Origin of the sequence: Vreelandella neptunia (assembly GCF_022489065.1) — a bacterium.
In the GTDB taxonomy this organism is placed as follows: Bacteria; Pseudomonadota; Gammaproteobacteria; order Pseudomonadales; family Halomonadaceae; genus Vreelandella; species Vreelandella neptunia_A.
In genome coordinates this window covers 74,838-90,075 of the sequence record NZ_JAKVTW010000002.1, presented here as the reverse complement: position 1 = coordinate 90,075, position 15,238 = coordinate 74,838, and the positions used below count along the sequence as shown (strand labels likewise).

Genomic DNA, 15,238 nt, shown 5'->3' with positions numbered 1-15,238 from the left:
GCTATCGTGTGGTGGTTCTGGCTTAGCTGACGCCTTTAGCTCACTCCAATATAGCGCCCTGGCTTATGGTTCAGGGCGATAATCAGGTTGAGCGTCAGCGCTCCTAGCACCGAATAGCCTACGCGATCCAGCGGTAGTTGGGTCAGCGCAATCAGCAGGATAACGCCATCAATCGCCAGTTGAACGTAACCTGCACGAAAGCCGTGTTTATCCTGCAAGTAGAGCGCGAGGATATTGATACCGCCCAGACTCGTGCGGTGGCGAAACAGCATCAGCATACCGATGCCCATCAGCGCGCCGCCCATCAAGGCGGCATAAAGCGAGGGCACATTGGCAAACTGCACCCAGCCCTGGGTCAGTTCCGAAAATAGCGAGACCAAACCGATAGCGGCGAAGGTGCGCAAGGTAAAACTCCAGCCCATGCGCTTAACTGCCAAGTAGTAAAACGGCAGGTTAATGGCAAAAAAGTACACCCCAAAGCCCCAGCCGGTCACACTGCTGGTCATATAGCTGAGCAGCAGCGCCAAGCCTGCCGTACTGCCGGTCAGCAGCACCGCATGGGTGTAAAAGGTCACCCCCAGCGCGACAAAGAACGTGCCAAGCAGCATCGCCATGACATCTTCGTAGGGGCGATGTTGATCCTTGGGTAAATCTTCCACGCGCATGGGGCGTCCTTTGAGTTATTGACGTTATTCAGTGCTTTGTTTAGACAGGGCTGGCGTGCTCGACCATTAATTGCAACGTTTCTCGGCCACGCCAGCGGTTGCGGTTGAGCTTATAGGCACAGTGCAGCGTATCGCCCACATTAAACCCAGGCAGTTCACCTGGCGTTAAGGCACGAAACCAAATCGCCTTACAGGTAACTGGGCCAGTGGAGAGTTCCAACATCAGGTGCGCGCCATCGGCACCCACCGGCCGCAGTGCTTCGACAATAAAACGTCCCTCAAACAGCGGCGGGTCAAATTCACGCCCGTAGGGGCCAAGGGTTTCGATCTCCTGCAAGGTAGTCAGCGAAAGCTGCGCCGTCGAAAGCTCACCGTCTGTCCACAGTCGCGGGTAGAGCGCTCTTCCGCCCAACTGCTCGCCGACCGCTTGTAGGAAAGCGGCTTTAAACGCCTCAAGCTGATCCTGTGGCACGCCCACCCCAGCCGCTCCACTATGGCCGCCAAAGCGTGGCAGCGCCTGGGGAGCAAGCTCAAAGGTGCGCTGTAGGGCATCTCGCAGGTGCAGTCCGTCAATCGAGCGGCCAGAACCGGTGAGCATGCCCGGTGCCGAGGCTTGTGTTAGCACTAGCGCCGGGCGCCCGTAAGCCTGCACTAATCGCGAGGCAACGATACCCTGTACGCCAGGGTGTCCGTCTTCAAGCAGCACCACCACGGCGGGCTCATCGGCGGTTAACGCACTTACCGCCAGAGTGCGCGCCTCGGCGGCCATATCGGCCTCAATGGCTTTGCGGGACTGATTATCCTGATCCAACACGTCGAGCTGGCGATTGGCGATGCCATCGTTCTCGGCCAACATAAAGTGCAGCGCCGCGTAGGGGTCGTCCAGCCGCGAGCGGGCGTTAATACGCGGCCCCATCTGAAAAGCTAACGTCTCGGCGTTAAACGGCACACTGTCGGCACCTAAGCGGGTAGCCATCGCGCGCCAGCAGGCGGCATCCATACGATTTATCAGCGTTAAACCGTGATTAACCACCGCGCGGTTGGCAGGGCTGCCCCCCAAAGAGACACAATCCGCTACCGTGCCCAGCGCTACGTATGAAAGCCAAGGCGATAGCTTAGGCGTCGATTCCGACAACGCTCCCCACTCAATCAGCACACCGCGAGCCAGTGACATCAACAGCCACGCCACCATACAGCCCGCGATGGTTTTGTCAGGGTAATCACAGTCAGAGCGAGTGGGATTAACGCAGGCATAGGCGGAGGTAGGCGGCCCTTCTATCGGCAGCGCATGGTGGTCGCTGACCACCACATCGATACCGGCTGCTTTGAGACGCGCTATGCGTGGCTCATCACTACTCCCACAGTCGGCGGTAATCACCAGAGTGGGAAACGGCTTTTGCGCCAGCGTGCGCTCAACCAGCGGTAGGCTGATGCCGTAGCCATCGTTAATTCGGTGACCAATCAGGCTGTGCAGCTTGCCTTCCGGCACTCCAAAAAGTTCCACCAGGGTGCGCCGAATCACCACATGGGAGGTAATGCCGTCCACGTCGTAATCGGTAAGAATACCAATCGCTTCGCCCTCGGCAACGGCCTGGGCGATACGTTCGGCGGCGCGGCGTCCATCAGCGAGTTTCTCCGGGTGAACCAGATAGCGCAGGCTGGGTGAGATTAATGGCGCCAACTCTCCACTGTAGCCCCGCAAACGCGAAGCCAACAGGCGCGCCTGCAGCTCGCTTAACCCCTCAGCCTGGGCACGGGCATAGAGCGCCTCATCCACCGGACGAGGCTCTAAACGCGGCCTGCTTGTACTAGAGGACAGCGTGTTATGGGGCGAATCGGTCACTGAGGTCATCGGGGTCTCAACGAACGGGACTTCAACGCCGGTTTTCCGCGACATACTGCTGTACAGCGGCAAGCTCTGCTGGCAGCACGGTGTAACGCTCTTCGCGCTCTAGCAGGTCTTCCATATGCGGCGGCAGTGGCACGCCTAAGAACCCGGCTTTCACCACGGCTTCGGCAAATTTGGCTGGGTGAGCAGTGGCCAAGGTTATTATCGGCGTGGACTTGTCTGCCCGGGCGCGCTCAGCGGCAATATAACCGGTCGCCGTATGCGGATCGAGCATCTCACCGGTGCGCTTATGGGCATCACGGATGACTTCCAGAATCGTTGCATCGTCTACGCTATAGCTTGAGAACTTCTCGCGCAGCTTGGCAAGCGGCGCATCGGCCAGAGCCGAGGGCTCCTGCTGGAAGCGCTCAAGCAATGCTGCCACGGCCATACCGTCGCGGTCGTAAGCGTCAAACAGCAGACGCTCAAAATTGGACGACACCACGATATCCATGGAAGGCGCCAGCGTCGCCGCCAGCTCTTTTTTGGAGAAGTCGTTGGCCGCCAGCGTGCGATGCAGAATATCGTTGGCGTTGGTGGCGATGATGAACTGCTTCACCGGCAGGCCCATTTTGTAGGCCATATAGCCCGCAAACACGTTGCCAAAGTTGGCAGACGGCACGCAGAAGCTCACTTCACGATGCGGTGCACCTAGCGCAACGCCTGAAGCGATGTAGTAAACGATCTGAGCCATGATGCGCGCCCAGTTGATCGAATTCACTGCGACCAGGCGCGTGCCGTTCAGGAACGTTTGATCGGCAAAGCTGGCCTTGACCATCGCCTGGGCGTCGTCAAAATTGCCCTCAATGGCAATGTTAAAGACGTTATTGGCCAGTACCGAGGTCATTTGACGACGCTGAACTTCTGAGACCCGGTTGTGCGGGTGCAAAATAAAGATATCCAGGTTGTCGCAGTGGCGGCAGCCCTCAATCGCCGCGGAGCCGGTATCACCCGAGGTCGCACCCATGATCACCGCGCGCTCGCCACGCTTTTTCAGGAAGTGATCCAGCAAACGACCGAGCAGTTGTAGCGCCACATCTTTGAACGCCAGCGTCGGGCCATGAAACTGCTCAAGCAGGAAGTGATTGGCATCTAGCTGCTTAAGCGGCACGACCGCGTCATGATTAAACGTGGCGTAGGCTTCGGTCACGATGCTGTGGAAGGTAGCGTCATCGATTTCACCGTTCACGAACGGCTTCATCACTCGAAAAGCGATGTCCGCGTAGGAGAGCCCAGCCATGTCGGCGAGCTCTTCACGGGAAAACTGCGGCAGCGTCTCCGGCACATACAGGCCGCCGTCGCTGGCCATGCCGGTGAGCACCACCTCTTCAAAGGAGAGCGCGGGCGCCTGCCCACGCGTGCTGATATAGCGCATCTTGGCTTACTCCCCTTCGTCCAGGCTTTCCACACGAATACGCGTTAGCGGCCCGGCGATATCGGCCATGGACTCAATTTCACGGATGGCTTCGTTCATCTGCTTCTCTTTGGTGCGGTGAGTGAGCAAAATAATCGGCACCAATTCGCCCTCAGTAGCCTCTTTCTGGATCAGCGCTTCAATCGAGATCCCCTGCTCGGCCAGAATAGTGGCCACCCGCGCCAGCACGCCGGGGCGATCTACTGCTAGCAAGCGCAGATAGTAGGCCGTGATGATGTCTTCCATCGGCATGATGGGTAGCTGACTGACATCTTCGTCAATGCCACTAAACGCCAGGTAAGGCACTCGATAGTGGTGATCAGTGGAGATATCCCGCGCGACATCCAGCAAATCCGCTACCACCGCTGAAGCAGTCGGCTCTGCGCCCGCACCGGCACCGTAGTAAAGCGTCGGCCCAACGGCGTCACCCATGATCGCAATGGCGTTTTTCACGCCGTGCACATTGGCCAGTAGACGCTCTTTAGGAATCAGCGTGGGGTGAACGCGCAGCTCTAAGCCTTGATCGGTACGCTTGGAAATACCCAGGTGCTTGATCACGTAGCCGAGGTTATCGGCCTGCTCGACATCTTCTGCGGTGATGCGCGAAATGCCTTCGGTGAAGGCTTTTTCAAACTGTAGCGGCACGCCGTAGGCAATTGAGGCCAAAATAGTCAGCTTGTGCGCGGCGTCGATGCCTTCCACATCAAACGTGGGGTCAGATTCGGCGTAGCCCAGCGCCTGGGCTTCTGCGAGCACGTCTTCGAAGGCACGGCCTTCGTCGCGCATATGGGTAAGAATGTAGTTGCCGGTGCCGTTGATAATGCCCGCCACCCATTCGATACGGTTGGCACCCAGGCCTTCACGCAGCGATTTAATAACGGGAATGCCGCCCGCTACGGCTGCTTCAAAAGCGACAATGACGCCTTTTTCGTGAGCAGCCTTGAAGATTTCATTACCGTGCACGGCAATCAGCGCTTTGTTGGCGGTGACCACGTGCTTGCCGTTGGCGATCGCCGTCAGCACCAGTTCGCGAGCAATGTCGTAACCGCCAATCAGCTCCACCAGGACATCTACATTGGGGTTGGTGGCGACTTCAAACACATCAGAGGTAGCATTGATGCCGGTAATATCGCAGTCAGGATGAATACTGCGATGAGCCACCTGCTCAATCACAATAGGGCGGCCAGCACGACGCGCAATATCGTCAGCGTTGCGGGTCAATACGTTAAAGGTGCCGCCACCGACAGTGCCTAAACCACAAATACCTACTCTTACCGGTTTCAAAATACTTCCCCTTTCGTGTCGTGCACCTGACGGTGCTGGTCTTAAATTTAGTCTTAAAAGCGGTTTTATAAGCTCTTAACCACGCGCGTTAAGACAGTATCTCAGCGTTGTATGCCGTCTAATCTATGCGGCACTACTCCTCGTCATCCAAGCCTAACATGGCGGTGAGGCGCTCGGGTGGCACAAATCCAGGGACTAACTGCCCATCGGGCAAAATAATCGCCGGAGTCCCCTGCACACCCAAGGCTTTGCCCAGATCATACTGACCTGCCACTGGGTTGTCGCAATTTGCCGAGCTTGAAATCGTTTGGCCCTCTTTGGCCTGGGTCATCGCTTCGCTGCGATTGTCCGAGCACCACACCTGTTGCAACGTTGTGGCAGCGGCACTCCCCATGCCCGCTCGTGGAAACGCCATGTAATGAACTTCAATGCCACGCTCGTTCAGCTCAGGAATAGTATCGTGTAAACGCGCGCAGTATGGGCAGCTAGGGTCGGTAAACACCGTGATGGTGGCCTTAGGCTCCTCGGCACCACGAAAGACCACTAACTCACTTTCAGGCACTGCCGCCAGCGCATCGGCACGTTCTTGGTTCTGCTCTTGCTCGGTTAAGTTGACCAACCCGTTGGGTGCATTTTCATACAGGTCGCCGACCAGGAAGTGACTGCCGTCAGCATTGGAGTAGAAAGATTCTCCGCCCTCCAACCGCACGTGATAAACGCCATCCATAGGCGTCTCTGTTACCGCCTCTACGGGCATCTTCTGGCCATTGACGCTGAGAGATTCGGCTAGCTGATCGGCATCGGCGAAGGCAACTGCTGGTAGCAGACTACCTGCCACCAGCAGTGTCAGCATTGAGAAAGGTGTTAGTAACGGCAGTGCTAAAAAACGGCGTTGACGCATCATCAATTCAACCTCGTGGGTGATGTTCTGCATGTAAGCTTTCCAAACGTGCTTGAGCCACATGAGTATAAATTTGGGTCGTCGACAGATCACTATGACCCAGCAGCAACTGTACGACTCGTAAATTGGCCCCATGATTCAATAAATGGGTGGCAAATGCATGACGCAGCGTGTGTGGCGACAGAGGCCGGGTAATACCTGCAGTGATGGCATGCACTTTAATACGGTGCCAAAACGTCTGCCGGGTCATGGCTTTGTCACCCCGGCCTGGAAATAGCGCTGGACGTGTTGGGTCGCTCATCAAGGCCAATCGCGCGGTCTCCATGTAGTGCGCAATCCAATCCGCCGCCTCTTCACCCATAGGCACCAAGCGGTCTTTGTCGCCTTTACCGCGCACTCTCACCACGTTTTGGCGAAGGTTCACTGCATCGCCGGTCAGCCCCACCAGTTCTGACACCCGTAGGCCACAGGCGTAAAGCAGCTCCAGCATGGCGCGATCTCGCACGCCTAGAGGAGTATCCGTATCCGGCGCCATCAGCAGGCGCTCCACCTCGTCCTCTTCCAAGGTATTGGGCAACCCGGGGATCACCCGCGGCAGCTTGATATCGGTTAGCGGGTCACTCTCGACCTGGTTATTCAAACGCCCCCAACGATAGAAACTGCGCAGCGTCGACAACAGCCGGGCATTGCTGCGCAGTTGGTAGCCCTGCTCTCGGCGGCTGGCCAGCCACTCGGCAAGCCGCTCCGGCGGCGGTGCCAGCAGCGCTTCGCCATGGCCCTCCAAGTGACTCTGCCACGCAGTTAAATCGCGCCGATAAGCGGCTAACGTATGATCGCTGGCACCTTGCTCAAGCCAAAGGGCGTCCAAAAAGGCATCAATAACGCTCATACGTCAGCAGTCTCAGCATTAGCTTATAAAAAACCCCGCCCCGCAAAGCGGTGACGGGGTTCTGGTATCTGGGCGCAACGCCTATTCAAGAAATTACCTATCAAGAACGGCGAGAACGCCCGAGGAGCAGCGGCGTTTAAGCCAGCTTTTCCTTGATACGAGCTGAACGACCGCTGCGCTCGCGCAGGTAGTAAAGCTTGGCTTGACGCACATCACCACGGCGCTTGACTTCGATCGAGTCAACCAGCGGGCTGTAGGTCTGGAAGGTACGCTCAACGCCAACGCCGTGAGAGATTTTACGCACGGTGAATGCGGAGTTCAGGCCACGGTTACGCTTACCGATGACCACACCTTCAAACGCCTGCAGACGCTCGCGGGTGCCTTCTTTTACTTTTACCTGAACGACAATGGTGTCACCTGGGGAAAAAGCAGGAATTTCCTTGCCCATCTGCTCAGATTCGATCGCCTGGATCACTTTGCTTTTGCTGCTCATCATCATACTCCTGAATAACGTGTTGGCTTGACCGCTCTATCATGGGTGGCGGAAGCCGTGATCCCGGCGCTCGAAACGAGCTACGCGGGAGTCGTTATGGGTGACACAGGTGCGCTTTCTCGCCCTGCACCGCCGCTCTAGCCTACTTATTTGGCAGCTTACTCCGCTGACAAAGTGGACAGAGCGTGTTCCTCGATAAACTCATTTAACAGCTTGTGCTGTTCGGCATCTAACGTTCGCCCTTCCAACAGGTCTGGACGGCGTTGCCATGTCCGGCCTAGTGACTGCTTTAATCGCCAACGCTTGATAGCTGCATGGTTACCGCTTAGCAGCACCTCGGGCACTTGGCGCCCGTCAATAACTTCCGGACGGGTATAGTGCGGGCAGTCTAACAGACCGTCATTAAACGAGTCTTCGACAGCGGAATCCTGATGGCCCAGCACGCCAGGTATCAGCCTTGCCGCTGCATCAATCAGCACCATCGCTGGCAGCTCACCGCCGCTCAACACATAGTCGCCAATTGACCACTCTTCATCGATATCACTTTCAACCACGCGTTCATCAATGCCTTCATAGCGCCCTGCCACGACCACTAAAGGCCCAGCGGAAGCCAGTGCTTGAACGCCCTGCTGATCCAACTTGCGCCCTTGAGGCGAGAGATAGATCACAGTCGGCACTAGGCCGGTAGCTTGTTGCGCCCGCTCACGGGCTGCAAAGATCGCTGAGCGCAGGGTATCGACTTTCATCAACATACCTGGACCACCGCCATAAGGACGGTCATCTACGCTACGGTGGCGATCAGTGGCGTAATCCCGCGGGTTCCAAAACTCAAGTGCAATCCGCTGCTTCTCAACCGCTCTGCCGACCACCCCTTGTTGCGTGAGTGCGTCAAACATTTCAGGAAACAACGACACGACACCGATCCACATTGCTGGCGCATTTTCCAACGCAGGCGCGACTGTTTCATTGCCATTATCCAACTCTACTGAGTCAGCACGTCCATCACTACCTGGCTTATTCAAAAGTCAGGATCCCAGTTGACGACCATTCGGCCCTCTTGGGAGTTAATTTCGATAATGACGTTGTCTGGCAAAAATGGCAGCAGCCGCTCGCGCTTGTCGATTGCGTCTGAATCACCGCGAACCACCATGACATCGTTGGCGCCGGTTTCAAACAGGTAGCTTACCCGTCCTAACCGTTCGCCGGCCTGAGTGAAGACCACCATGCCTTCAAGCTCATGCCAATAGTACTCGCCGTCAGAAAGCTTAGGCAGTGCTTCCTTGGGCATCAGGATATCCGTCTGGGCCAATGCTTCAGCCGCACTACGGTCATCGACCCCTTCGAGTTGCACCACAACGCCTTTGCCCTGCCGACGTCCCTGGACGATGCTAATACGCGTAAGGGTTTCACCTTGGCGCACCCACCATTCCGGGTACTCGAGAATGCTTTCCATCGGGCTAGTGTAGGAGTAAACCTTGAGCCAACCTTTCACCCCATAAGGGCTAGTCAGCTTGCCTAGCACCACATGCGTGTCGTCAGTTTGGCTTATTTCAAAACGCGTCATCGACGACCTCAGCTAACCCAGCACTCATACTTTCTCACACAACAAGTCTCAGACAACGAGACTCAAAAGCAGGCTTACGCCTGTTTGCGTGCTTCTTTAACCAGCTCAGCAACACGACCAGACAACTGGGCGCCTTGGCTCTGCCAGTGAACAACGCGATCTAGGTCAACGCGCAGACGCTCTTCCTGACCACGGGCAACCGGGTTGAAGAAGCCGATACGCTCAATGAAACGACCGTCGCGGGCGTTACGAGAGTCAGTAACAGTCAGGTGGTAAAAGGGACGCTTCTTGGCGCCACCACGGGCCAAACGAATGGTAACCATACGATAACTATCCTTCGGTTGAGGTTACGAGAGTGTGTTTATAGCGCTAACCGCTATCGGAACACTCTTCGTGCTGTTTTCTTGGCGCTAAATTGCCACACAACCACATAAAAGCGGCTTGAATGACCTTTTGTTAGCACCATTAAAGGCCTTCACTGAGGCTGCTACCGCTACGTTTTACCGTATTTTAGGCAACACCCACGCATGAAGAGGCCGCATTCTACGCAAATGCGCTCGGCTTGGAAAGCCTGACAGCCAGAAAACTAATAGGCCGTCAACCTCACCAAGCGCATCCGCACGTTACTATTGATGGCTTAGCGCCGGGGCAAGCCGCCTGGGCCACCCATACCGCCCATCCCCCCAGGGCCGCCCATGCCTCCTGGTCCGCCCGGGCCACCACCGCCCATCATGCCTGACATGCCGCGCATCATTTTCTGCATGCCGCCTTTTTGGCCTGCCTTTTTCATCATTTTCTGCATCTGCTTATGCTGCTTGAGCAGACGATTAAGATCAGGAACCTGCAGGCCAGCACCAGCGGCAATACGGCGTTTGCGTGAGCCGTTGATAATGTCAGGCTTGCGGCGCTCTTTGGGTGTCATGGAGTTGATCAGTGCTTCGAGCTTGCCCAGCTCCTTCTCAGGCCCTGGGCCCTGGGCCATTTCGGCCATCTGCCCCATGCCGGGTAGCTTACCTAGCAAGCCGCCCATGCCACCCATTTTCTTGAGCTGCTGAAGCTGGTCACGAAAATCTTCCAGGTCAAAGCCATCGCCTTTCTTGACCTTTTTGGCCAACTGCTCGGCTTTGGATTTGTCTACCGTGCGTTCAGCTTCTTCAATCAGCGACAGCATGTCGCCCATACCCAGGATGCGCGAGGCAACCCGGTCTGGGTGGAAGGGTTCCAGGGCGTCAACTTTCTCGCCGACACCCATAAACTTGATTGGCTTGCCGGTAATGTGGCGTACAGACAGCGCGGCACCGCCGCGGGCATCGCCATCCGCTTTGGTCAGGATCACACCGGTTAGCGGCAGCGCTTCGCTGAACGCCTTGGCGGTATTGGCGGCATCCTGGCCGGTCATGGCGTCAACCACGAACAGCGTTTCCTGAGGGGAAACCGCTTTATGCAGCGCCTGGATCTCCGCCATCATGGCTTCATCAATCGCCAAACGGCCGGCGGTATCGATCAGCACTACATCGTGAAACTGAATCTTGGCGTGTTTGATAGCCGCTTCGGCAATCGCTACCGGCTGTTGGTCAGAGCGCGAGGGGAAGAAGTCCACCTCGACTTCTTTAGCCAGGGTTTCAAGCTGATCGATGGCCGCCGGGCGATAAACGTCCGCAGACACCACCAAGACTTTTTTCTTCTCGCGTTCACGCAGGTAGCGGGCCAGCTTGGCCACAGAGGTGGTTTTACCGGCACCCTGCAGACCGGCCATCAACACAACGGCCGGTGAGCCTTTAAGCACAAAGCCGTCGTTGGCTTCGCCCATGATCGCTTCCAGCTCTTGCTGGACGATTTTGACGAACTGCTGGCCTGGCGACAGGCTTTTGGACACTTCCTGACCGACCGCCCGCTCGCGAACGCGCTCGATAAACTCCTTGATGACCGGCAGTGCTACATCGGCCTCAAGCAGCGCGCGGCGTACTTCGCGCAGGGTGTCTTTGATATTGTCGTCGGTCAGGCGAGCCTGACCTTTAATCGACTTTAACGTCTGGGAAAGACGCTCACTTAGATTCTGGAACATGGGGCCTCTCTGCCTCCGTCACTGCCGTCGGCGCGCACGCCCTGGACTAATTAGTAAAAAGATTATACGCGCACATGCTTTGAGTCTCCATGGGCGAGTGCCAGCGATCCTATTGCAAACGACCAGCGCAAGTCGCCATCTGACCGCCATGGATGGCGGAAATGCCGGAATTGTCGGGAACATTTTTCCGGCCATGGCGAAAGACCCTTGCTTACAGCTTTCCCTGGCATTCATGCATACTTACTCCGAGTCTTTAGCTATTTTCATGCGTTTGCCCCGCTGGGCGACGTCGCTTGGATTAGTTATAGTAGTTGGATAGATTCTCGTCGTAATCACACTTAATTCGTTTATTTATTCACAGCAACGCGCTGCAAGGCGCACGGATAGCATCATGCAGGCGCTCCCTTTCGCCACGATTGCTTTTGTTTTTTATGTCGCCGCTGCTATTTGGCAAGGTATGACGCTTTTTCGGCGCGTACCGCCCCGCCAAGGCATGGTTCGCTTGCTCGCCGTGTTGGGTTTACTGCTGCATATTCCCGTGGTGATTAAATTAGTAGGCCAATCCCCCGGCCTGCTGCCAGGCTTTACCACCAGCGCCACGCTACTGATGGCGGTGGCGGTCAATGTCTTGCTGGTGGCCAGCCTGTTTAAACCGGTGCTAAACGCGGGGATTGCGCTGTTTCCGCTGGCAGGCATAGCCCTTATCGCCGCCACATGGCTGCCCAATCAGGGTGGCCATACAGGTTTAACACCCGGCATTTTATTGCACGCGGTGAGTTCTGCACTGGCATTTGCCGTATTGGCTATTGCCGCTGCACAAGCCGTGCTGGTCGGTCTACAGAATCAGGCGCTGCGTCACCATCATATACGCGGCATTGTGCAGTCGCTGCCCCCGCTTACGACCATGGAGCGCGTGCTTTTTGAGCTGGTTTGGGCGGGCATCATTCTACTGACGCTCTCCATTGCGAGCGGCCTTATTTTTCTAGACAACTTCTTTGCCCAGCATTTGGCGCATAAAACAGTACTATCACTGCTGGCTTGGATCATCTTTACAACACTACTGATTGGCCGTTACCGCTTTGGCTGGCGTGGCATGCGTGCCGTCCGCTGGACACTGGGCGGCTGCGGACTACTCGTGCTGGCCTATTTTGGCAGCAAGTTTGTACTTGAGGTTGTACTCAATCGATAGCTACTCAACCGATAACGGGGCGCCACCACGCCTTTGGTTGTCTTGACACACAACTCGCGACCTTCTACAAATCGAGCCTAATACGCCACAAAGGACTTTTCGACTTGAGCGACGACTTCCCCCTGGGGTTACTGTTCGGCCTGCTAGCCTTACTGATAGTGCTTTCTGCTTTCTTCTCCAGCTCTGAAACCGGCATGATGTCGATTAACCGCTACCGCTTGAGCCATCAGGCTAATAGCGGTGACCGCAGAGCCAAACGGGTCATGCGCCTGCTCACACGCCCTGACCGCCTAATTGGCGTCATTCTGATCGGCAATAACTTCGTCAATAACTTGGCAGCGTCGATTGCTACGATTATTGCGATTCACTTTTTTGGCGATGTATCAGGGCCTGCCATCTCCACCGCATTGCTGACTATTACCATTCTGATTTTTGCGGAAGTCACCCCCAAGACTTACGCGGCTATTAAGCCTGAGCGGATTGCCTATCCCACGTCTTACGCCTTAGAGCCGCTACTAAAACTGCTTTACCCGTTAGTTTGGCTGGTCAACGTCGTGTCTAACGGCTTACTCCGGCTGATTGGTGTTAAAAGCGTCGACAGTGGTGGCGATAGCCTGACCCGTGATGAGCTACGCACGGTGGTTCACGAAGCGGGCACGCTGATCCCTTACCGGCACCGGGCGATGCTGCTGTCGATACTCGACCTTGAAAACGTTACCGTGAACGACATCATGGTGCCGCGTCACGAGGTGCTAGGTATTGACCTGGATGACTCTCTCGAAGATATTTTGACCCAGATTCGCACCAGCCAGCATACCCGGCTGCCGGTTTATAAAGGCGATATCAACAATATTATCGGTATGCTGCATTTGCGCAACGCGGCTCGCTTTCTGTCCCGCGATGAAGTGACCAAGGCATCGATTGTTCAAGAGGCACGCGAGCCCTACTTTATTCCCGAATCCACTCCGTTACATACCCAGCTGCTCAATTTTCAAAAGCAGAAACGGCGCATCGGTATAGTGGTAGATGAGTATGGGGATGTTGAAGGCTTAGTGACGCTGGAAGATATTCTGGAAGAGATTGTTGGCGAGTTCACCACCGATGTCTCTGAAGATGAAGAGATTCACCGGCAGGATGACGGCAGCCACGTGATTGAAGGCACTGCCAATATTCGCGAGATTAATAAGATGCTGGGCTGGCAGTTGCCTACCGATGGTCCTAAAACGCTCAATGGTTTAATTCTTGAACACCTAGAAGCCTTCCCAGAGGGCCCTGCGTGCCTGCAGATCGGCAATATGCGCATGGAGATTCTAGAGATCCGAGACAACCTCATTACCTCGGCACGCTGCTGGCAAAAAATTCGCCTGCCACGCCGCTAGGCGACGATGCGGGTAGAGCGCTAAGCGCTTGAACAACAACAGGTAGGTCGATAGAAGATCATACATTGAAAAGCGTTTAACGGCGGCTGGCAAGATCCTGATCAGCTGCCGCTTTTAGCGCCCTAACTCGCGCTTCTAGAAACCGGCGTAGCGCCATATCATCGGCATCCAAGCGGTTGAGCGGTGGCCCAAAGTGCAGACTAACCCGTGCCCGAAAACGCTTGGGGCATTTCTTCAGCGCCTTGCCACCATGATGAGATGTCCACGACCCCCACAAGCCAGCCAGCCCGGCAGGAATCACAGGCACGTCGTCTCTAGCTAGAATCGTCTCCAAGCCGCGCCGGAAGGCATGAATCTCGCCATCAGGGGTCAATCTTCCCTCAGGAAAGACCATCACGACCTGCCCCTGGCGCAGCGCTTCACTCACGTCATCCAAGGCGCGCCTAATAGCGCCTGGGCTGCGCCGTTCGGACTCAATCGGAATAGCGCCGACCAACTGGAACCACCACTTCAACCAAGGGGAGTCAAAAATCGGCTGATCCATAACAAAGCGCAGCGGACGCGGACTGGCGCCGCCAAGCACCAGGGCATCCATGAAGCTTACGTGATTACACACCACCAGTGCCGCACCCTGCTTGGGGATATGCTGGCGACCTTGTACTTGGAGCCGATAACAAAGGCGCATTGAAATAAATATCAGCCAGCGTAGCACTTGGCGAGCCACATTGACCCACCCCGTCACGTTGCTGCCTCACGATGGCGTAGGCCAGCAAGAATGGTGCTCATCAGTTGATCCAGCAACTCATCCACTTTTAACTGCTGCCCCTGCCAGTAGCCCAGCCGCTCATTAAGGCCAAGCTGAACCAGTCCGTGAACACTCCCCCAGAGGGTGCGTCCCAAACGACGTGCCTCGAGATCATCCAGAGCGGGCTGATACGATTTCAGCGATGCTTCCACTTGGGTGAACAGCGCTTCAATCAAATCGCTTTGACGCTGGTCAAGTTCACCCTCTTTTGCCAGCGGATAATCGAAAAGCAGCTGCCAGCGGTAGCAGTCCTGCTCGGCGAAAAGCCAGTAGGCGCGGGCCAACGAACGTAACCAAGGCTCTGGATCATCATCTACCAGGCTAGTAATGGTGTGCTGCAAGCGTGCCAGCGTTTCTACATTGACGTGCTGCAATAAATTATTGAAGCTGCCATACAGTTTGAGCAGCGTACTGGGGGCGCAGCCAACTTCCCTGGCTAGGGCACGTAGTGAAAGACCATGGACTGGCTGCTTAGCCAACCACTCATCACAAGCGTGCATGACCTGTGAATGGAGGGCATCGGGCGCATGCTGTCTAGGACGGGCCATGGCGATCTCTTAAGGTCAACGGCAAACAAGGAGGAATGCCTCACTGCACTTTAGCGGGAGCAAGGGGTGATATAGGATACCTTACATCGAACACTGTTTTCGACACTAAAACACTACATTTCGTGCTTTATTGCGCGAAGTCCCCCGCTATCCA

At 56.0% G+C, this 15,238-nt stretch carries 15 protein-coding genes; 2 read left to right on the top strand and 13 right to left on the bottom strand.

Going from position 1 to position 15,238, the window contains the following annotated elements:
• Positions 1-35: 35 nt before the first annotated feature.
• From MLE19_RS04585 to ffh, 11 genes are all read right to left on the bottom strand, one after another.
• Complete coding sequence (locus tag MLE19_RS04585) at positions 36-665, bottom strand: YitT family protein (protein ID WP_240716895.1); 630 nt, start codon at positions 663-665, stop codon at positions 36-38.
• A gap of 40 nt (positions 666-705) precedes the next feature.
• On the bottom strand, positions 706-2,517 hold the full coding sequence (locus MLE19_RS04580; protein WP_240717195.1) for a single-stranded-DNA-specific exonuclease RecJ: 1,812 nt from the start codon (positions 2,515-2,517) through the stop codon (positions 706-708).
• A gap of 22 nt (positions 2,518-2,539) precedes the next feature.
• A complete protein-coding gene (thrC, locus tag MLE19_RS04575; RefSeq protein ID WP_240716894.1) occupies positions 2,540-3,928 on the bottom strand; it encodes a threonine synthase in 1,389 nt (462 codons plus the stop codon).
• A 6-nt stretch (positions 3,929-3,934) separates the two neighbouring features.
• Positions 3,935-5,251 carry a homoserine dehydrogenase gene (locus tag MLE19_RS04570; RefSeq protein WP_179915372.1) on the bottom strand — a complete coding sequence of 439 codons (1,317 nt, stop codon included), beginning with the start codon at positions 5,249-5,251 and terminating at the stop codon, positions 3,935-3,937.
• A gap of 133 nt (positions 5,252-5,384) precedes the next feature.
• On the bottom strand, positions 5,385-6,185 hold the full coding sequence (locus tag MLE19_RS04565; RefSeq protein WP_240716893.1) for a DsbC family protein: 801 nt from the start codon (positions 6,183-6,185) through the stop codon (positions 5,385-5,387).
• On the bottom strand, positions 6,160-7,041 hold the full coding sequence (xerD, locus tag MLE19_RS04560; RefSeq protein ID WP_240716892.1) for a site-specific tyrosine recombinase XerD: 882 nt from the start codon (positions 7,039-7,041) through the stop codon (positions 6,160-6,162). Before xerD ends, MLE19_RS04565 begins: the two co-directional genes overlap by 26 nt.
• Positions 7,042-7,177: 136 nt before the next feature.
• Positions 7,178-7,534, bottom strand: a complete 357-nt coding sequence (rplS, locus tag MLE19_RS04555; protein WP_035576506.1) for a 50S ribosomal protein L19 — start codon at positions 7,532-7,534, stop codon at positions 7,178-7,180.
• Between the two features lie 158 nt (positions 7,535-7,692).
• Positions 7,693-8,463 (bottom strand): tRNA (guanosine(37)-N1)-methyltransferase TrmD, encoded by a 771-nt coding sequence (trmD, locus tag MLE19_RS04550; RefSeq protein WP_240717194.1) that lies wholly within the window; start codon positions 8,461-8,463, stop codon positions 7,693-7,695.
• A gap of 89 nt (positions 8,464-8,552) precedes the next feature.
• On the bottom strand, positions 8,553-9,098 hold the full coding sequence (gene rimM, locus MLE19_RS04545) for a ribosome maturation factor RimM (protein WP_240716891.1): 546 nt from the start codon (positions 9,096-9,098) through the stop codon (positions 8,553-8,555).
• A 74-nt stretch (positions 9,099-9,172) separates the two neighbouring features.
• Positions 9,173-9,421 (bottom strand): 30S ribosomal protein S16, encoded by a 249-nt coding sequence (rpsP, locus tag MLE19_RS04540; RefSeq protein WP_007111767.1) that lies wholly within the window; start codon positions 9,419-9,421, stop codon positions 9,173-9,175.
• Between the two features lie 314 nt (positions 9,422-9,735).
• On the bottom strand, positions 9,736-11,163 hold the full coding sequence (gene ffh / locus MLE19_RS04535) for a signal recognition particle protein (protein ID WP_240716890.1): 1,428 nt from the start codon (positions 11,161-11,163) through the stop codon (positions 9,736-9,738).
• Positions 11,164-11,554: 391 nt separating this feature from the next.
• On the opposite strand from ffh, the gene MLE19_RS04530 reads away from it, so the two are divergent.
• The gene (locus MLE19_RS04530; RefSeq protein ID WP_240716889.1) at positions 11,555-12,352 is read left to right on the top strand and encodes a cytochrome C assembly family protein; all 798 of its coding nucleotides are present in this window, start codon (positions 11,555-11,557) and stop codon (positions 12,350-12,352) included.
• Positions 12,353-12,456: 104 nt separating this feature from the next.
• Positions 12,457-13,731 carry an HlyC/CorC family transporter gene (locus MLE19_RS04525; protein ID WP_240716888.1) on the top strand — a complete coding sequence of 425 codons (1,275 nt, stop codon included), beginning with the start codon at positions 12,457-12,459 and terminating at the stop codon, positions 13,729-13,731.
• 76 nt (positions 13,732-13,807) lie between these two features.
• On the opposite strand, the gene MLE19_RS04520 is transcribed toward MLE19_RS04525, so the two are convergent.
• A complete protein-coding gene (locus tag MLE19_RS04520; RefSeq protein ID WP_240716887.1) occupies positions 13,808-14,473 on the bottom strand; it encodes a 1-acyl-sn-glycerol-3-phosphate acyltransferase in 666 nt (221 codons plus the stop codon).
• Positions 14,470-15,084 (bottom strand): TetR/AcrR family transcriptional regulator, encoded by a 615-nt coding sequence (locus MLE19_RS04515; protein WP_240716886.1) that lies wholly within the window; start codon positions 15,082-15,084, stop codon positions 14,470-14,472. Before MLE19_RS04515 ends, MLE19_RS04520 begins: the two co-directional genes overlap by 4 nt.
• Positions 15,085-15,238: the final 154 nt, after the last annotated feature.